This window comes from Streptomyces sp. PCS3-D2 (genome assembly GCF_000612545.2).
GTDB lineage: Bacteria > Actinomycetota > Actinomycetes > Streptomycetales > Streptomycetaceae > Streptomyces.
In genome coordinates, this window is the sequence record NZ_CP097800.1 from 1,457,724 (window position 1) to 1,477,008 (window position 19,285).

At 73.9% G+C, this 19,285-nt stretch carries 12 protein-coding genes; 9 read left to right on the plus strand and 3 right to left on the minus strand.

Features of this window, described 5'->3' with window-relative positions; genetic code table 11:
• Positions 1-6: 6 nt before the first annotated feature.
• From AW27_RS06075 to AW27_RS06090, 4 genes are read left to right on the plus strand one after another with little or no spacing between them, the layout of a single operon-like run.
• A complete protein-coding gene (locus tag AW27_RS06075; RefSeq protein WP_037915584.1) occupies positions 7-1,761 on the plus strand; it encodes a fatty acyl-AMP ligase in 1,755 nt (584 codons plus the stop codon).
• 31 nt (positions 1,762-1,792) lie between these two features.
• Entirely contained in the window at positions 1,793-8,137 is a 6,345-nt protein-coding gene (locus tag AW27_RS06080) for a type I polyketide synthase (RefSeq protein WP_037915582.1), read from the plus strand.
• Positions 8,138-8,144: 7 nt separating this feature from the next.
• A complete protein-coding gene (locus AW27_RS06085; protein ID WP_172671249.1) occupies positions 8,145-9,302 on the plus strand; it encodes an acyl-CoA dehydrogenase family protein in 1,158 nt (385 codons plus the stop codon).
• 15 nt (positions 9,303-9,317) lie between these two features.
• On the plus strand, positions 9,318-10,163 hold the full coding sequence (locus AW27_RS06090; protein WP_037917816.1) for an alpha/beta hydrolase family protein: 846 nt from the start codon (positions 9,318-9,320) through the stop codon (positions 10,161-10,163).
• 18 nt (positions 10,164-10,181) lie between these two features.
• Here AW27_RS06090 and AW27_RS06095 read toward each other — a convergent pair whose 3' ends face one another.
• From AW27_RS06095 to AW27_RS06105, 3 genes are all read right to left on the minus strand, one after another.
• Entirely contained in the window at positions 10,182-11,198 is a 1,017-nt protein-coding gene (locus AW27_RS06095; protein ID WP_037917813.1) for a TolB family protein, read from the minus strand.
• An 8-nt stretch (positions 11,199-11,206) separates the two neighbouring features.
• Positions 11,207-12,571: an MFS transporter gene (locus AW27_RS06100; RefSeq protein ID WP_037915574.1), complete on the minus strand. Its 1,365-nt coding sequence runs from the start codon at positions 12,569-12,571 to the stop codon at positions 11,207-11,209.
• A gap of 125 nt (positions 12,572-12,696) precedes the next feature.
• Positions 12,697-13,557 (minus strand): glycosyltransferase family 2 protein, encoded by an 861-nt coding sequence (locus tag AW27_RS06105; RefSeq protein WP_037915572.1) that lies wholly within the window; start codon positions 13,555-13,557, stop codon positions 12,697-12,699.
• Positions 13,558-13,928: 371 nt separating this feature from the next.
• Here AW27_RS06105 and AW27_RS06110 point away from each other — a divergent pair, with 371 nt between their 5' ends.
• The 5 genes from AW27_RS06110 to AW27_RS06130 all read left to right on the plus strand — a co-directional run bounded on the left by AW27_RS06110 (position 13,929) and on the right by AW27_RS06130 (position 19,269).
• Entirely contained in the window at positions 13,929-15,053 is a 1,125-nt protein-coding gene (locus AW27_RS06110) for a Gfo/Idh/MocA family protein (protein WP_236647430.1), read from the plus strand.
• Between the two features lie 109 nt (positions 15,054-15,162).
• Positions 15,163-16,158, plus strand: a complete 996-nt coding sequence (locus AW27_RS06115; protein ID WP_037915567.1) for an NAD-dependent epimerase/dehydratase family protein — start codon at positions 15,163-15,165, stop codon at positions 16,156-16,158.
• Positions 16,155-17,306 (plus strand): DegT/DnrJ/EryC1/StrS family aminotransferase, encoded by a 1,152-nt coding sequence (locus AW27_RS06120; RefSeq protein WP_037917807.1) that lies wholly within the window; start codon positions 16,155-16,157, stop codon positions 17,304-17,306. Before AW27_RS06115 ends, AW27_RS06120 begins: the two co-directional genes overlap by 4 nt.
• A complete protein-coding gene (locus AW27_RS06125; RefSeq protein WP_078555763.1) occupies positions 17,303-18,157 on the plus strand; it encodes a NeuD/PglB/VioB family sugar acetyltransferase in 855 nt (284 codons plus the stop codon). The genes AW27_RS06120 and AW27_RS06125 overlap by 4 nt, the downstream gene beginning before the upstream one ends.
• A complete protein-coding gene (locus AW27_RS06130) occupies positions 18,154-19,269 on the plus strand; it encodes a DegT/DnrJ/EryC1/StrS family aminotransferase (protein WP_037915564.1) in 1,116 nt (371 codons plus the stop codon). The genes AW27_RS06125 and AW27_RS06130 overlap by 4 nt, the downstream gene beginning before the upstream one ends.
• The last annotated feature ends 16 nt before the right edge of the window (positions 19,270-19,285 follow it).

The following is a 19,285-nucleotide window of genomic DNA, read 5'->3' on the forward strand; positions in this document are numbered from 1 at the left end:
CTGAGAATGCTTTCCGAACCACTCCCTTACGAGACGGTGGTCGACGCCGTCCGCGCGCACGCCCTCCGCATACCGGACCACCCGCTGTTCACCTTCCTGCCCGACGGCGAGGAGGCCGAGCCCCCTCTCACCTTCGCGGCGCTCGACACCAGGGCCCGGGCCGTCGCCGCGAGCCTGCACGCCGCGCGGGTGGAGCCCGGCTCCCGCGCACTCCTGCTGTTCGAGCCCGGCCAGGACTTCGTCGTCGCGTTCTTCGGCTGCCTGTACGCGGGCGTCGTCGCGGTGCCCGCGTACCTGCCCCACCCCGCGCAACGCGCCCGCGGGCTGCTGCGGCTGGCCGGCATCGCCGAAGACGCGCAGCCCGCGGCCGTACTGACCACCGCCGGGATCCGGGCGGCCGTCGAGCCGGCGGCGCGGACCATCCCGGAGGTCCAGGAGACGGCCTGGCTGGCCGTCGACACGATCGCGGACGCGACCGGAACGGGCTGGTCCGCGCCGTCCCCGGAGCCGAAGTCCGTCGCCTTCCTCCAGTACACCTCCGGCTCCACCGGGCGGCCGAAGGGCGTGATGGTCACCCACGGCAATCTCACCCACAACACCGACCTGATCCGCACGTCCCTCGGAATGGACGGATCCACGGTCGTCGTGGGCTGGCTTCCCCCGTATCACGACATGGGGCTGATCTCCATGATCATCGTTCCGGCGATGCTGGGGATCCATTCCGTTTCCATGCCGACCGTGGCGTTCCTGCAGAGCCCGGTGCGCTGGCTGCGCGCGATATCGACGTACCGGGGAACGCTTTCCGCGGCCCCCAATTTCGCATTCGACCTGTGCACGCGAAAAGTGACCGCCGAGGACCGCGCGCGCTTGGACCTCTCGTCCTGGAGCGTCGCGACGAATGGCGCCGAACCCGTTCGCGCCGATTCCATGAAACGTTTCTCCGAGGCATTCGCCTCCACCGGATTCCGACCGGAAACCATCGTTCCGGTGTACGGGCTCGCCGAAAGCACCCTGCTCGTGAGCGGGGCGCCGCTCGAACGGCCCTGGGTGTTTCGCGCCTTCGACGAGGACGCGCTCGAACGCGGCACCGCGGTGAACGTGCCCGACGACAGCCCGGGGGCGCGCGTCCTGGTCAGCTGCGGCGTCAGCCGGACCCTGGACGTGGCCGTCGTCGACCCGCGCACCCGCACACGGTGCGGTCCGGGACGGGTCGGTGAGATCTGGGTCGCGGGCGACAGCATCGCGGTCGGCTACTGGCAGCGTCCCGACCTCACCCGCGAAGCCTTCGAGGCGACACCGGCCGACGGCGAGGACGAGGGCCCGTACCTGCGCACGGGGGACCTCGGGTTCCGGACGCAGGACGGTCTCTTCGTCTGCGGCCGCATCAAGGACGTCATCATCGTGGGCGGCCGCAACCACTACCCCCACGACATCGAGCGCACCGCCGAGAGCGCGCACCCCTCGATCCGCCCCGGCTGCGTCGCCGCCTTCGGCGTGGACGCGGACGGCGCGGAGCAGGTGGTGGTCGCCGCCGAGCTGCGCCGCGGGGCCGGCGAGGCCCCGGACCGGGAGGACCGGCAGGCGGTGGTGGACGCCGTCCTGCGCGCGGTGGCCCAGGAACACCGGCTGACCGTCCGCGAGGTCGTCCTCCTGCCCGCCGGCACCCTGCCCAAGACGTCGAGCGGAAAGCTCCAGCGCCGCGAGACCAGGAAGGAGTACCTGGCCGGCCGGTCTCCGTGGAACGCGCGAGCGCAGCACTGACCCGCACGACAGCACGACACAGGGGGAGCATATGAAGGACACCGAGCTGGAGGCCTGGCTGCGCCGGCGCATCGCCGAGCTGACCCGCAGGGCTTCGGGGGACGAGATATCGGTCCACGAACCGCTGGCCGCCTACGGCTTGTCGTCGATCGACGCGGTGGCGCTGGCCGGCGAACTCGGCGCGCTGCTGGGCCGAAGGGTCTCGCCGACGGTCGCGTACGAATTCCCGACGCTCAGGGAGATACTGGACCACCTCCAGGGCAGGCACCCCGTCCGGGGCGGCCCCACCGCACCACGCCGAGCCGACGCCGGCCCGGCCCGCGACGAACCGATCGCGATCATCGGCATGGGATGCCGCTTCCCCGGGGCCGACGGCCCCGAGGCCTTCTGGGACCTGCTCGAACGAGGCGTGGACGCCATCGGCCGGGTGCCCGACGACAGGTTCGCCCGCTGGGGCCGCGGGAACGGCGGCACCGGCCGCGGCGGCGTCGGAGGCTTCCTGAGCGGCGTCGGCGGCCTGGACATCGACTTCTTCGGCATCGGCGAGCACGAGGCCGCCCGGATCGACCCCCAGCAGCGACTCATGCTGGAAGTCGCCTGGGAGGCCGTCGAGGACGCCGGGATCGACCCGTACGGCCTGGCCGGCTCGGACACCGGTGTCTTCGTCGGCATCTCCAGCTCCGACTACCGAGGCGTCCTGACGGACTCGCCCTCCGCAGACGCCTACTCCCTGCTCGGCGGAGCCGCGTCCGTCGCCGCGGGCCGGCTCTCCTACGTACTCGACCTGCGCGGCCCGAGCCTGTCCGTCGACACCGCCTGCTCCTCGTCCCTCGTCGCCGTCCACCTCGCGTGCGAGGCGATCCGGCGCGGTGAGTGCGGCCTGGCCGTCGTCGGCGGCGTGAACGTGATCCTGACCCCGGCCGTCACCGAGGCCTTCGACCACTCGGGCGTCATGGCGCCCGACGGCCGCTGCAAGGCCTTCTCGGCGCGGGCCGACGGCTACGTGCGCAGCGAGGGCGCCGGCGCCGTCGTCCTCAAACCGCTGAGCGCGGCACTGCGCGACGGGGACCGCGTCTCGGCGGTGGTCCGCGGCTCCGCGGTGACCTCCGACGGGCGGACCAACGGCCTGCTGGCGCCCAGCCGCCGGGCACAGGAGGACGTCGTACGCCTCGCGCTCGCAGCCGCGGGTGCCCGGCCGTCGGAGGTCGGCTACGTCGAGGCGCACGGGACGGGCACGGCGATCGGCGACCAGATCGAGGCGGCCGCGCTGGGCACCGTACTGAACCAGGGGCGGGCCGCCGACCGACCGTGCGCGGTCGGCTCGGTGAAGACGAACCTCGGCCACCTGGAGGCAGCGGCGGGCATCGCCGGGCTGATCAAGCTGGCGCTCTCCTTCGAGCACCGGGCCCTCCCGGCGTCCCTGCACTGCGCCGAACCGAGCCCGGACATCGACTTCGACGGACTCGGCCTGCGCGTCCAGTCCTCGCTGCGGCATCTGGAGTCGCCCGAGGAGCTCGGGCTCGCCGGCGTCAGCTCCTTCGGCTTCGGCGGCACGAACGCGCACGCGGTGCTCGGCCCCGCGCCCGCCCCCTCCCCCGAGCCGGAAGGGCCCACGGGCGAGGGACGACCCGTGCGGCTCCTGGCCCTGTCGGCCGCCACCGAGGCGGCGCTGCACGCGCAGGCCGCCCGGCACGCGGCGTGGGCCGCCGGGGTGGAGGCGCGCGAGCTGGCCCGCGGTACGGCCGCGGCGACGCTGCTGCGGGGACGGGGCGGGCCCCGCGGGCGGGAGTTCCGCGCCGCCTTCGCCTTCGCGGACCCCGGCGAGCTCCTGGCCCGGCTGCGCGAGCCGTTCACGGCCGCGCGGGCCGTCCCGAACGACGCCGGCGTCGTCTTCGTGTTCCCGGGGCAGGGCGCGCAGTGGCTCGGGATGGGCAGAGCCCTGCTGGAGACGGAACCCGCCTTCGACCTCGCCGTCTCGCGCTGTGAGCAGGCCTTCGCACCGTACGTCGACTGGTCGCTGCGGGAGGTCCTGACCGGGCAGGCCGCCGCCCCGCTGCTGGAGCGCATCGACGTCGTCCAGCCGGCGCTCTTCGCGATGCAGGTCGCCCTGGCGGCGCTCTTCCGGTCGTGGGGCGTCCGGCCCGCCGGTGTGGTCGGCCACAGCATGGGCGAGGTGGCGGCGGCCCACGTCGCGGGCGCGCTGCGCCTTGAGGACGCGGCCCGGATCATCTGCCGGCGCAGCGCCCTGATGATGCGCCACCGGGGCCGGGGCGCCATGGCGCTGGTCTCGCTCCCGGTGTCGGACGTGCGCAAGGCCCTGGAGCCGTACGGGGACCGGCTCTCGCTCGCCGCGCACAACGGGCCGGTCACGACGGTGGTGTCCGGGGAGACCGGGGCCGTCGACTCCTTCGTGACCGCCATGGACGCCCGGGGCGTGTTCTGCCGGCGGATCAAGGTGGACGTGGCCTCGCACTGCGCGCTGCTGGAGGACCTGCGGGAGGACCTCACCGACGAGCTGTCCGGGTTGTCGCCACGCGCCTCGACCGCCGCCTTCCACTCCTCCCTGACCGGTGGGCTCCTCGACACGAACGCGCTGGACGCGGACTACTGGTGGCGCAACCTGCGCGAGCCGGTGCTGTTCGCCGACGCCGTCCGCACCGCCGGGGCGGCCGGTCACCGGGTGTTCCTGGAGATGAGCCCGCACCCGCTGCTGTCGGTGTCGGTGACCGAGTGCCTGGAGGACGAGGACCGCCCGGCGGCCGCCGTCCCGGCCATGCGGCGCGAGGAGGTCCGCGCCCCCTACGAAGCGGTCGCCGCGCTGTTCGAGGCCGGATGCGACATCGACTGGTCGGCGTTCTTCGGCAGCCGGCCCCGCCCGGGCACACGGCTTCCCTCATACCCCTGGCAGCGCCAGGAGCACTGGGTGGAGCCCGAGGCCCCGCGCTCGGAGGGGACACTGGTCACCGGGTCGCTACCGGTGGTCCGGGACCACCGCGTGCGGGAGCGGGCCATCGCGCCCGCCGCGTGGATGCTCGACGCGGCACTGGAGGAACTCGGCCCGGACCGGACCGGCGGCCACGGGCTCAGCGGCGTACTGGTGACGAACCCGCTGGCGGTCGCCGAGGGAGAGGCCCGGCACGTGCGGGTCTCGCGGCGGGTGCGCGCGGGGAACGAGCCCTACCTGTCGGTGGAGAGCCGGGCGGCCGGCGACCGGGACTCCGCGTGGCAGGAGCACCTCTGCGCCGCGTGGTCCGAGACCCCGCCGGCCCCGGAGGCCGCCGACCTGTCCGCGATCCGGCTGCGCTGCCCGCAGCGCGTCGAGCCCGGCGCCCTCTACGAGCACCTGGCGGCATCCGGGCTCTCCTACGGGGCCACCATGCGGATGGTGACCGGGATGTGGCGGGGTGAGGGGGAGCTGTTGGCCGAGCTCGCGCCGCCGTCCACGCACACCCTGGGCCGGCCGCTGCCCGCGGACGCCGCGGACGGGGCGATGCAGTCCATCGCCGGGCTGTCGCTGGACGGCGGCGCCGACGGCACCTTCGTGGGGTTCGGCTACGGCCGGGTCGACGTCCTCGCCCCCTGGTCGGGTCCCGCCTTCGCCCACGTGCGGCTGCGCGGTGAACCCGCGGCGGACGCCGACACCTTCGACTGCGACGTGACGGTGATCGATCCCGACGGCCGGGTCCTCGTACGGTTCACGGGCGTGTCCCTGAAGCGGATGGGCGACCGGCACTCCCTGCGCTTCTTCGCGGTGGACGAGCGGCCACAGCCGCGGTCGTCGCAGACCGGCACGACCGGAACGACCGCCGCGGGCACCCCCGTCGTGCTCCTGACCGGGGAAACCAGCCGGAGCGCGGCGCTCGTGGAGGAGCTGCGCCGGGACGGCGCCGAGTGCACCGTCGCGCCGCTGCCCGAGGGGGAGGACGCGGCCGGATTCCTCACGTCCCTGCCGCAGCGGGCGCGGCTTCTCGTCGTCCAGCCCGAACGCGCAGCGTTCCTGTCGTTCCTGCGGGCCGTGGCGCGCGACGGGGCCGCCGTACAACGCGAGTTGGCGCTGGTGACGGGTGACGTCGCGCTGCCCCCGCTGCTGCGCGCCCTGGAGCAGGAGGCCGTGGGCTGGTCCGGGCGGGCGATCCGGGTCGAGCCCGAGGAACTGGGGACCCAGGAACTCGCCCGGGACATCGCCGCGGAACTCGCGACGCCGGCCGGCGCGTTCTGCGTCCGCTACCGGCACGGGGAGCGCACCGTCCCGTCCCTGACCCCGGTCGAGCCCGCATCCGCCGAGGCCGGCCTCAGGCCCGGCGGGGTCTACTGGATCACGGGCGGCCAGGGCGGGCTCGGTTCCACCCTCGCGGTGACGCTGGCCCGGGAGGCGGGCGCGCGGGTGGTGCTCACCGGACGCCGGGCGGAGGTGGACCCGCAGCTGGCGGAGGCGGTCGACGCGGCCGGCGGACGGCTGCTCTACCTCCAGGCCGACGTGACCGACGCGGCCGCTGTACGGCGTGCGCTGGAGGAGACGCTGCGCCGCTTCGGGGCCCTGCACGGCGTGATCCACACCGCGGGCGTGCTCGACGACGCGCTCCTGGAGGCCACCTCGTCCGAGCGCATGAACGCCGTCATCGGGCCGAAGGAGCACGGCGCCCGCATCCTCATCGACGCGGTGGCGTCGGAGGACCTGGACTTCATCGTGCTGTTCTCCTCCCTGGCCAGCCTGTTCGTGACGGCCGGCCAGGGTGCGTACGCCGCAGGCAACGCCACGCTCGACGCGCTGACCGGCACCGTGCGCAGCCGCCGCACGCCGGTGCGGACGGTCAACTGGGGGCCGTGGGCGGAACGGGGAATGGTCGCCGACCCCAAGTACCGGCTCCGGCTCCTGGAGTCGGGGCTGCACCCGATGTCCCCGGAGGCGGGCGCGGCCGCGTTCCTGCAGGCCCTGGGCGGCTCGCACCTCCAGCTGGCGGTCCTGGACGTGGGCGACGAGGTCGCCGAAGGACTGGTGGACCGGTTCAACCGCGGGCGGGGCGGGGCTGCGGTCACGCCGCGGGTGCAGGCCGCGCGGGCGCAGGGCCCGGCCGGTCCGGCAGCGGACTTCGTACGGGCGGAGCTGGCCCGATCCCTGCGCCGCTCCCCCGCCGAGATCGACACCTCGGCGCGCTTGGACCGCCTCGGCGTCGACTCGCTGCTGGCGGTGTCCCTCACCCGCCGGATCGGCGCCCACTTCGGGCTGGAGCTGCCGGCCACGTTCCTGTTCAACCACCGGACGGTGGAGGCCGCGGGGCTCCACCTGGACGGTCTGCTGGGACCGGCGCCCGCGGAGCCCGAGCGGCCGGACCCGCGGTCAGCGGTCACCGGGCAGGGCGCGCAGGAGGTCACCCTGGCGGAACCGGAGCGGCACAGCACCGTCCCCGGCTACGTGATCGCCGCCGGCCCGTCGGGGCTCGGCATGCGGCTGCGGGACGTGCCGGTGCGCAAGCCGGCGCCGGACGAGGTGGTCATCGACGTGCGGGCCGTCGGAGTCAACTTCATCGACGTACTGGCGACCACGGGTTTCCACCCGTTCCTGTCGGCTCCCCCGTTCGTGCCCGGACACGAGGTGGCCGGTGTCGTCCACGCGGTGGGTGAGGGTGTGGAGCACGTCCGCCCCGGCGACCCGGTCATCGCGCTGACCCCGCAGGGGGGTTACGCGGCCCGTGTGACGACGGCCGCGTACACGGTGGCCCCGCTGCCCGCAGGGGTCGGCGCCGCCGACGCGGTCGCCGTGCTGATCAGCGGTCTCACCGCCATCGCCTGCCTGGAGCGGGAGGCGCGGGTCCGACCGGGTGATCGGGTGCTCGTCCAGGCCGCAGCCGGTGCGACCGGCACGGCATGCGTGCAGCTGGCGCTGCACCACGGAGCCACGGTGTTCGGCACGGCGAGCACGGAGGCCAAGCTGGACCACCTGCGGGCCCTGGGCGTCCACCACCCGATCAACTATGCGGAGGCCGACTTCGCCGACGCCGTCCGGGAACTCTCCCCCGAGCAGGGCCTCGACCTGGTCGTCGACTCGCTCTCCGGCGACGCCGTGGGCCGCGGCCTGGAGCTGCTGCGGGCGGGGGGCCGCTTCGTGGAGATCGGGGCGGCGGGTGTGCTCGACCTGGCCGTGGACGGCCGTGACCTGTTCATGACCAGCCGCTCCTTCTGCACCGTCAACGTCGGCGCGCTGGCGCGTGATCCGTCCCGGCTGCGGCCCCTGATGGACCGCCTCGTCGAGCTGGTCGACATGGCGGTCCTCCGCCCCTCGGTGGGCGGCGTCTTCGCCTTCGAGGACGCCGCGCAGGCGATCGAGGGGCTCCGCAACCGTGCCAACATCGGCAAGTTCGTCATCACCGTTCCTTAGGATGGCCGTGGAAGAATCTCGCAGTCGATCAGAGTGGAAACAGACGTTCCGTACGTTCGCCGACGAGGTGATGGCCCCGCACGTGCGACGGTGCGACGAGGAACGGGAGTTCCCCGCGGCGGTCCACGAACGGGCCGCCGCCGAGGGCATCCTCAACGCCGCCTTTCCGGAGGAGCTGGGCGGCGCCGGGCTCTCGTACACGGAGTTCGGCCACGTCATCGGGGAACTGTCCGCGGTCTGCCCGGGGATGACCTGGACCCTGGTGTTCAACCGCGGCGCGCTGCACCCGGTGGTCGCCGCCGGCACGCCGGAGCAGAAGGAGCTCTTCGTCACCCGGCTCCTGAAGGACAACGGCTACGCGGCGCTCGGGCTCACCGAGCCCGAGAACGGCTCCAACCTGCTGGCGGCCACCACCCGTGCCGTCCGGACGGATTCGGGGTGGCTGCTCAACGGCGGCAAGTGCATGTCCGGCAACGGGACCGTCGCCGACGTGTTCATCGTCCTGGCCAACACGGTGATCGACAACCGCAAACGTGGCCTGTCCTTCTTCGCCGTACCGCGGGACGCTCCCGGCGTGACCGTGGGCGAGGACATCGAGAAGGCCGCGTTCCGCTGCCTGCCCACGCCCTCGGTCACCTTCCGGGACGTGGCGCTGGAGCCGATCAGCCTGATCGGAGGGGCCGGTGACGGGGAGATGCTGCTGAACGAACTCCTCGCGACCATCCGCATCGGCGGCGCCGCCTGCGGAGCCGGCATCGTGGCCGCCATGCTCAAGGACGCGCTCACGTGGGTCGGCGAGCGCCGGGTCTACCCCGACGACCGCATGGACACCCTCAGCCACGTCCAATTGGCGCTGGGACGGCTGTACGTCGAGCTGTGCGCCGCCCGGGGGCTGCTGGACGAGGCGACGGCGCTGGCCGACCGGGGGCTGCCCTTCGGCCGGGAGAGCTCCATGGCGAAGTACTACGCCACCGAGCTCGCCGTGCGCGCCTCGAACGAGATCCTGCAGTTGTACGGATGGCGCGGCATTGCGGCCGACCACGGCGTCGAGAAGCGCTGGCGGGACGCGCGCGCCCTGACCATCTTCGAGGGATCGAGCGAGATCCAGCTGTTGAACGTGTTTCGCGACATGCGGAGGGCGGCCGCCGGCGAGGGGGGTCTGTAGGTGTCGTCCGTCGAAGTGAGCTCCGAGACGGTGCGTGCCGAGGACGGCGCCACGTCGGAGGTCAGGCTGCACCGCAGGCCTGGCGATCCGTCCGCGCCGGTCCTGGTGTGCATGCCCGCCATGGGCACCCGGGCCGCCTCGTACGCCCCGCTGGCGGACGCCCTCGCCGAAGCCGGGTTCCAGGTGGCCGTCGGCGAGCTGCGCGGGCAGGGAACGAGTTCCGTGCGCGTGGGGCGCGGGGTGCGCTACGGCTATCACGAGATGGTCTGCTACGACTACCCCGCGCTCTTCCGGGCGGTCGAGGCCGCCTTCCCGACGGCACCGCGCCACCTCCTGGGGCACAGCCTCGGTGGGCAGCTCGGCGCCCTCTACCTCAGCCAGGAGCCGCACATGGCCTCGGGCGCCGTCCTGGTGGGAGCCCCCTCCTGCCACTACCGCGGCTGGCCCTTCCCACAGAGCCTGGGGATGCTCGCCGCCTTCCAGGCCGCGGCCGCGTTCTCCGCGCTGTACGGGTATTTCCCGGGCCGCCGCATCGGAGTACTGGGCAACGACTCCGCGCAGGTCCTCAGGGACATGGCGACCCAGGTCAGGACGGGCCGCTACCACGTGCCGTCCAGCGAGGTGGACTTCGAGCCCGCCCTGGCGAAGCTCGAACTGCCGGTTCTGGCGGTCGCGGTCAAGGGCGACGCCATGGCACCGCCCGGCGGCGTGCGCGGGCTCGCCGGCAAGCTCACGAACGCCCGCGTGACGTACTGGGAGCTCGCTCTCGGCGAGGGCGCCCAGGGCCGCCGGCACTACGCGTGGATCCGGGACAGCGCCGCGCTCGTCGAGCGGGTACGGACTTTCGTGGACGGGGTCTGACGCCCCTCCCCGGCCCGGTCAGCCCAGACGGGCCGGGGAGGAGGCCCCGGAGATCAGCGGCCGGGGGCTCCCGGTGCCGTCGGCGGGCACGGTCCACAGGTCCGAACGGTCGGCGGCGCCGTCGGCGGGCAGGGCGTAGGCGAGCGTGCCGTCGTCCAACCAGGCGGCCTGGTCGTCCACGCTGCGCTTCTCGGCGAGCGGGTGGTCCCGCAGCGTCCGCAGATCCATGACGTGTTCGCGCCACAGCGAAGCGCCGGGCCGGACCCGCTTCTTGTACGCGATACGCGTCTCGTCCGGGGAGAGCGAGGGACATTCGACGTTCTTGGCAAGGGTGGTGACGGACCGTCCGGACACCGAACCCTTGACCAGGTACGTCTCACCGGCCGTGGCGAGCGTGGCATAGAAGGTGTCGTCGTCCGCGGAGAAGGTGACGCCCCAGAAGTTGACGTCCTGGGCGCGGTGCTCCCGCCCGTCCATGGTGATCGCGAACTGCTCCAGGTCGGCGTCGAGCTTCCAGGTGCTGGTGTCCAGGATGGCGGTGCGCGTGGAGAAGAACGCCGCGCCGTAGGACTCTCCGGAGATGAACACGGTCCAGGCGACGAAGCGGCCGCTGGGCGAGACGCGGGCCCGGCTGGGCGTGCCCGCCAGTGGGAAGCTGCGCACCTGGCGCAGCTCGGCGTCGACGATGACGGCCTTGTTGTCCTGGGCGAGGGCACCTGGGCTGGAGCGCAGGCAGACGCCCGTACCCGCAGCCGCATGGAAGCGCTGGCAGGTGAGGTCGGACACCGTGCGGGTGCCTTCGGGCGCATCGGCCGGGACGGAGGCGAGGGCGCCGCGGTGCGGGCCCTGCCCGCTGCCCAGGAAGGCCAGCGCGTCCCGTCCGGCCGTCAGTGACACGGCCCCCGCGGTCGCGGCCGGGCCACCGGCCCGCGGCTGGTCGGCACGGGAGGCGGCGCGCAGCACCAGGGTGGCGCCGACGCCCCCGAGCAGCAGCACCGCCACCGCGAGGACGAGCAGGCGGCGGGAGCGTGTCATCGGCTTCCTCACGGGCGTCGGGCCGGGTCGGGCGGTGTGGGTGCGGGAGGCGTGCCGGGCGCAGCCGACGACGGCCGCAGCACGCGGCCGGCGACGGCCGCGCAGCACAGCAGGCCGGCCGCGGCGGCCGCGAGCGCCGGACCGGGGCCCCAGAGGGTCCATGCCCCGCCGAAGGCCAGCGAGCAGCCGAAGCGGGCCAGCGCCTGGCCGGTGCCGACCAGGGCCAGGCCGGTGCCGCGCAGCGGCTCGGGGACGGTGGCGGCCACGGCGGCCGGCAGCACCCCGTCGGTGGCGGCGTAGAACAGGCCGTGCAGGGCGAGGACGAGGTAGGGCAGGGCGGGCCAGTCGGGGGCCCACAGCAGCAACCCGTAGGCGGTGAGCAGGAGGGCGTGCCCGGCAAGGAAGACGGTACGGCGTCCGATCCGGTCGGCGAGGGCCCCGGCCGGGACGGCCAGCAGCAGGAACACGGCGGCGGTGCCCAGCGGCAGGAGCGGGAACCACTGGTCGTCGATGCCGGTCCGGCGCTGGAGCAGCAGGTAGACGAAGGCGTCGCTGACGGTGGTGAGGCCGAGCAGGACCGCGCAGAGCGCCAGGGCGCGCAGCCGCGGCAGGCGCAGCAGCGCCACCGCGTCGCGCAGCTTCACGGGCTGCGGGCCGGCGGGCTCGACGGAGGGTGCCGGCGGGGCGGGTGCGGGGCGCCGGGCGGGCGGGGCCGCCGCCGGCCGGGGCGGGAAGTCGGCCGCGCCGGAGGGGACGAAGAGCACGAGCACCACGACGCCGAGTGCGGCGACGCAGGCGCTGACGCCGAAGACGGCGTCGTAGCCGTCGGCGGCCACGCCGAGGATGAGGAAGGCGGCGAGGGGCCCGAGCAGCGCTCCCGTGGTGTCCATGGCCCGGTGCAGGCCGAAGGCCCGGCCCTGTGACGCCTGCGGTGTGGACAGGGAGATCAATGCGTCGCGCGGGGCGGTGCGCAGGCCCTTGCCGGTGCGCTCCAGCGCCAGGATCACGCTGATCGGGCCGAGGCTGTGGGCGAGCAGCAGCAGGGGCTTGCACAGGGCGGACAGGCCGTAGCCGATACCGGCGACCAGCTTGTGGTTGCGGACCCGGTCGGCGAGGTGCCCGCCGGTGAGCTGCACCAGGGCGCTGACGCCGTTGTAGACGCCGTCGAGGGCGCCGAACCCGAGCGGGCTGAGGCCGAGCCCCGCGATCAGGTACAGCGGCAGGACGGCGGTGACCATCTCGGAGGAGACGTCGGTGATCAGGCTGACCGTGCCCAGTGCGAGGACGGTCGGGGCGACCGCCCGCGCCCTGCCGGTTCCCCGGCCCGGTGCGGTCTTCGCGCCCGCGGGTGCGGAGCGGTCCGCGAGGTACATGCTCTGGTGCTCCCCCGTACAGACGGTCTGACGTCATTCGAACGTGCGAGTCGAACCCGAACCCTAGTCCTTGTACGGGCCAACTGTGCTGCGTACGGCGCGATTCGGCCGTACGTGCCACCGCGTCACCCGCGGCTGCTCTCGTCCCGCAGCCACGTGGAGAAGTCCTGGTTGCGGATGGCCCGGCGGGATCCCCGGCGGGCCGCGAGCGCAGCCGCCGCGAAGACCACGACCGCGGGCAGGAGTTCCGGATCGGCGCGCAGCAGGGACCGGAGGTCGGACGTCGCGGTGCGCGCCGAAGGACCGGACCCCGCCGCGGCGTCCCGCCCGGCCTGGAACCGCTCGAACTCGGCGGAGGAGGTCGCCGCACGCACCTTGCGCCGGATCAGGTCCGACCAGGTGCGCGGCGGCCGCACGACGACCCTGGCGCTCTCGACCACGCGCCGCTCCCCGGTCCCGAAGGCGAGGGACGCGGCCAGGTCGTCGGCCATCAGCGGGGGCAGCGCCGCGATCCGCCGGTACCCCTCCTCGGTGACGGCGATGACACCCCGGCCGAAGAGGCCCTCGCGGACCGCCGGCAGCCGCTGCCACACCCGGTAGTAGGCCCGGACCGGCCAGGCGCAGCCGGTCAGCGGGATGTCCCGGCCCGGGGCGGCGGCGAGCAGGCCGGGGGCGGCGGCGAGGGCGTCCGTCAGCGCCCTTACGTCGGCGGCGCCGACCACGACGTCGGCGTCCACGTACAGCCGCGGAAAGCCCCGCGCGTGCTCGTCGCCGACCCGAAGTGCCGTGTGTTTGGAAGGGGTCGGGATCTCCACGACGCGTACCCGGTCGCCGCGCGCGCCCGCCACCCGGGCGGTGTCGTCGGTACAGCCGTTGCACACCACGACGATGTCGGGCCCGGACGACGGGGAGTCGGCCAGGAGCGCGTCGAGGAGTCGGCCGATGACCCGGCCTTCGTTGTGGGCCGGTATCACGATGCTGGTCACCCGGGCAGTATGCACGGTCGAACACCAGCTCCCGGCGATTCCGCCAACTCTGCCCGGGGGTACGCCCGGTGGACTAGATTGAGTGGCGCCGAGCGGATTCGGCGCGCTTCGGCGCGGCCGGCAACGATCCGGCCCGGCACGGGTGGTACGGGTTCGATCGCGTGTGGGGAACAGGCGGTCGGGCCGGGGGGCGGCATACGCGATTCGCGCAGAACATCGGTTGTGGGGGGCCATCACCGTTGAGCAGGTCACGCAGGGGACGCTCAGGCATCCGGCGTGCCCTCGGCAACGGCGTTCCCCCCTCCACCGCACGCGTCCCGGCCACGGGTAGTCGACACGCCGGTCGGCGTGCGCGGAAGGAAGGGAACGCTGTGAAGGACACCTCGAAGGACGGCGCGCAGAGCGCCGAACGGACCGCTGGGCAGAGCGCGGGCATCCCCGGCCGGGGGTCCGCGGCCCCGTTAGGCGTCGCGGTGGTCGGTGCGGGCTACTGGGGCCCCAATCTCGTCCGCAATTTCCAGTCCAGCCCGCAGTTCCGGCTGCGCTGGCTCTGCGACCTGGACATCGACCGTGCCCGGCAGGCACTCGGCCGCTACTCCACGGTGCAGCCGACCGCGGACTACGCCGCGGTCCTCGCCGATCCCTCCGTCCAAGCGGTCGCCGTGGCCACGCCGGCCGGGACGCACCTGGACGTCGCGCTGGCCGCGCTGCGGGCCGGGAAGCACGTCCTGGTGGAGAAGCCGCTCGCCGCCACGTACGAGGACGGAATGCGGCTGGTGGCGGAGGCCGAGAAGCGCGGCCTCACCCTGATGTGCGACCACACCTACTGCTACACGCCGGCAGTGCGCCGGATCCGGGAGATGGTCCGCTCCGGTGAACTCGGCGAGATCCACTTCGTCGACTCGGTCCGGATCAACCTCGGGCTCGTCCAGAAGGACATCGACGTCCTGTGGGACCTCGCTCCCCACGACCTGTCGGTCCTCGACTTCATCCTCCCCGACCACGTGCAGCCGGTGGCCGTCGCCACGACCGGCGCCGACCCGATCGGGGCCGGCCAGTCCTGCGTGGCCTACCTGACCCTCCAGCTGAGCACCGGCGCCATCGCGCACGTGCACGTCAACTGGCTCTCCCCGACGAAGGTGCGCACCACCATGGTCGGCGGCTCCAAGCGCACCCTGGTCTGGGACGACCTCAACCCCACGCAGCGCGTCGCGGTGTTCGACCGAGGCGTGGAACTGAGCACCCCGCAGGAGATCGGCGCCGACGAACGCCGCGACATGCTCGTCTCCTACCGGTCCGGCGACATGGTGGCGCCCGCGATCGGCGAGAAGGAGGCGCTGCGCAGCATGGTCGAGGAGTTCGCCGACGCCATCAGGACGGGACGGCCGCCGCTGACCGACGGCCGGGCGGGCCTGAAGGTGCTGGACATCCTCGAAGCGGCGTCTCGGAGCCTGGAGTTCCGGGGCGCGGTCGTCGGACTGCGCACCGGGCGCTGACCGCTCCCGGTCGGACGCCGGCCCGAGGCCGGCCCGACCCCGGTCCCCATCGGGACCCTTCGCATGGCGTGACACGCAGGACCACGACCGATCCAGTGGGAGCAGGGCGTTGAGCAGCAGCGTACGAGGCAAGAAGATTCTGGTCACCGGCGGAGCGGGCACCATCGGCTCGCACGTGGTGGACCAGCTGGTGGACAACGGGGCACGCGAAATCGTGGTGCTCGACAACTTCGTGCGGGGGCGGACCGCCAACCTGGCGCGCGCCCTGCCGAGCGGCGTGGTGGAGGTCGTCGAGGGCGACATCCGCGACGTGGCGGCGGTGCGCAAGGTGACGGAGGGCGCCGACCTGGTCTTCCACCTGGCGGCCATCCGGATCACGCAGTGCGCGGAGGAACCACGGCTGGCGAACGAGGTGATGGTGGACGGCACGTTCAACGTGCTGGAGGCGGCGGCCGCCGCCGGGGTGGGGAAGGTGATCGCCTCGTCGTCGGCCTCGGTCTACGGCCTGGCCGAACAGTTCCCGACGACCGAGCGCCACCATCCGTACAACAACGACACCTTCTACGGTGCGGCGAAGGCCTTCAACGAGGGGATGCTGCGCAGCTTCCACTCGATGTACGGGCTGGACTACGTCGCACTGCGCTACTTCAACGTGTACGGCCCGCGGATGGACATCCACGGGCTGTACACCGAGGTGCTCATCCGCTGGATGGAGCGCATCGCCTCGGGCGAACCGCCGCTGATCCTCGGCGACGGCCTGCAGACCATGGACTTCGTCGACGTGCGCGACATCGCGCGCGCGAACCTGCTGGCTGCCGAATCGGACCTGACCGACGAGGTGTTCAACGTCGCGAGCGGGACCGAGACGAGCCTGCTGGAGCTGGCGAACGGCCTGCTGGAGGCGATGGGCGCGGACGGCCTGGTGCCCGAGCACGGCCCGGCCCGTGCCGTGAACGGCGTGACCCGCCGCCTCGCGGACACCGCGCAGGCCCGTGAGCGCCTCGGCTTCACGGCCGCGATCGACCTGCGCACCGGCCTGCGGGACCTGGTGGACTGGTGGCGGGCGGAGCGCGCCGCCGACACGGCGGCGGAGGCGGGTCGATGAACGCCCCGGACCCGACCGCCCGGATCCCCGTGATGGTGCCCTGGCTGGGCGAGGAGGAGGCGAAGGCCGCCGCCGATGCGGTGCTCTCGGGCTGGGTCGCGCAGGGGCCCCGGGTCGCCGAGTTCGAACGGGCCTTCGCGGAACGGGTGGGCGCCGAACACGGCATCGCCGTCAGCTCGTGCACCACCGCCCTGCACCTGGCCCTCGTCGCCCTGGACCTGGGGCCGGACGACGAGGTGATCGTCCCCTCCCTGTCGTTCATCGCCACCGCCAACGCCGTGCGCTACACCGGTGCGCGCCCGGTGTTCGCCGACGTCGAGGAGGCCACCGGCAACCTGACCCCGGCCACCGTGGACGCGGTCCGCACCCCCCGCACGAGAGCGGTGCTCGCCGTCCACCAGGGCGGGGTGCCCGCCGACGTGCACGCCCTGCGGGCGGCGTGTGCCGCCTGGGACGTCGCGCTCGTGGAGGACGCGGCCTGCGGCATCGGCGCGACGGTCGGCGGGAAGTCCGTCGGCCACGGGGCGCTGCTCGCCGCCTGGTCCTTCCACCCCCGCAAGGTGATCACCACCGGCGAGGGCGGCATGGTGACCACGGACGACGCGCGGTGGGCGGAGCGGCTGCGCCGTCTGCGCGAGCACGGCATGAACGTGTCCGCCGCGCAGCGGCACGCGAGCAGCAAGCCGATCGTCGAGAGCTACCTGGAGGTCGGCTACAACTACCGGATGACCGACATCCAGGCCGCGGTCGGCCTGGTGCAGCTCGGCAGGCTGGACGAGATCGTGGCCCGGCGGCGCCGGCTCGCCGCCCGGTACGCGGAGCTGCTGCGCGAGGTCCCGGGCCTGCGCCCGGTCCGCGACCCCGCACACGGGCAGGGCAACTTCCAGTCCTACTGGGTGCTGCTGGCCGAGGACTTCCCCGTCGGGCGGGACACCCTGCTCGCGGTGCTCTCCGAGGCCGGGATCTCGGCCCGGCGCGGGATCATGGCCTCGCACCTGGAGCCCGCGTACGAGGGCCACGACGCGGCCCCGCTGCCGGTGACCGAGCGGATCAGCCGCGACTCCCTGATCCTCCCGCTGTTCCACACCATGACCGAAGCCCAGCAGGACCGGGTGGTGGCGGTGCTGCGGGAGCAGGCGGGCGGATGAGCGCTGCGGTGACCGAGGACCTGCTGGTCGTCGGCGCGGGCGGGTTCGCGCGGGAGACCGCGCAGGCTGTACGGGACGTGGCCGCGGCCGACGCGGCGAGCGGGCGTGCGCCCCGGTGGCGGCTGGCCGGGCACCTCGACGACGATCCGGCCCTGCACGGCCGGGAGGTCGACGGGGTGCCGGTGCCGGGCGGCTGCGAGCTGGTCCACGCGCTGCCGGCCGCCCGGGTCGTGGTCTGCGTGGGCAGCCCCCGGGACTACGCGGTACGGGCCCGCCTGGTGCGGCGGCTGGGCCTGCCCGTGGAGCGGTACGCGACGGTGGTGCACCCCACTGCGGCGGTTTCGGGCTCCTCGTCCGTGGGGCCGGGCTCGGTGCTGCTCGCGCACAGCGTGCTGACGGCCGGTGTCCGGGTCGGTTCGCACGTGGCGGTGATGCCTCAGGTGGTACTCACCCACGAGGACGAGGTCGGGGACTTCGCCACCCTCGCCTCGGGCGTCCGCCTGGGCGGCGGGGTGCGGGTGGGACGCGGGGCGTACGTGGGGGCGGGGGCTCTGGTCCGGGAGTACGCGGCGATCGGTGCCTGGTCGCTGACCGGTATGGGCAGCACCGTCCTCGCGGACGTCCCGGCCGGGGAGGTGTGGGCCGGCAGCCCGGCCCGCCTCCTGCGGCCGGCGGGGGCCACCGCCCTCGCCGAACTGGCCCGCGAGGCGGGCGAACCGGGCGGGGCCGGGTGCGGACCCGACGGGGACGCGCCGGCGCCCGACGGGGACGCGCCGGCGCACGGCACGAAAGACGGCACCGGCCCGAACGGCCGGCGGCCGGAGACACGGATGGAGAGTCCAGTCGTATGAACCAGATACCGCTCGTGGACCTGAAGGCGGCGCACGCCGAGGTCGCCGAGGAGTTACAGGCCGGATTCGACCGTGTGCTGGCCGGCACGGCCTTCATCGGCGGCGCCGAGGTCCAGGCCTTCGAGCGCGAGTACGCCGCTTTCGCCGACGTCCGGCACTGCGTAGGAGTCGCCAACGGCACCGACGCCCTCGAACTGGCCTTGCGGGCGAGCGGGGTCGGCGTCGGCGACGAGGTGGTGCTGCCCGCCAACACCTTCATCGCCACCGCGGGCGCCGTCGCCCGGATCGGTGCCCGGCCGGTGCTGGTCGACTGCCTGCCCGACACCCTCCTGATGGATCCGCAGGCCGCACTGGACGCGGTCGGCAAGGCCACCCGCGCGGTGGTGCCCGTCCACCTCTACGGGCAATGCGCGGCCGCCGCGGAGCTGGCGGACCGGCTTCCGGACCACGTGAAGGTGGTCGAGGACGCGGCGCAGAGCCAGGGCGCCACCCGTGGCGGCCGCTCCCCCGGCAGCGGGACGATCGCCGCCACCAGCTTCTATCCGGGCAAGAACCTGGGCGCCTACGGGGACGCCGGCGCGGTGGTGACCGACGACCAGGAGCGCGCCGACCTGGTACGCGCCCTCGCCAACCACGGCGGCGTGGCCAAGTACCGCCACGAGGTGCCGGGATTCAACAGCCGGCTCGACGGCCTACAGGCCGTGGTCCTGCGGGCGAAGCTGGCCCGCCTGGCGGAGGGGAACGCGGCCCGCCGGGCCGCCGCCGCCCGCTACGACGAGCTGCTCGGCGATCTGGCCGCCGCGGGCCGCGTGACCCTGCCGGTCACGGCGGAGGACAACGTCCACGTCTGGCACCTGTACGTCGTTCGGATCTCCGGAGCGGACCGCGACGCCGTCGTCGGCAAGCTGAACGCGGAGGGGATCGGAGCGGGCGTGCACTACCCGGCCCCGGTCCACCTCACTCCGGCCTTCGGCCACCTCGGTCACGGTCGCGGGGACTTCCCGCACGCGGAGCAGGCAGCGGACGGCATGCTCTCCCTCCCCCTCTTCCCGCAGATCACCGCCGCCCAGCAGCAGCGGGTCGTGGAAGCGTTCTCCGACGCCCTGCGCTGATGCGCGTCGGCGTGAC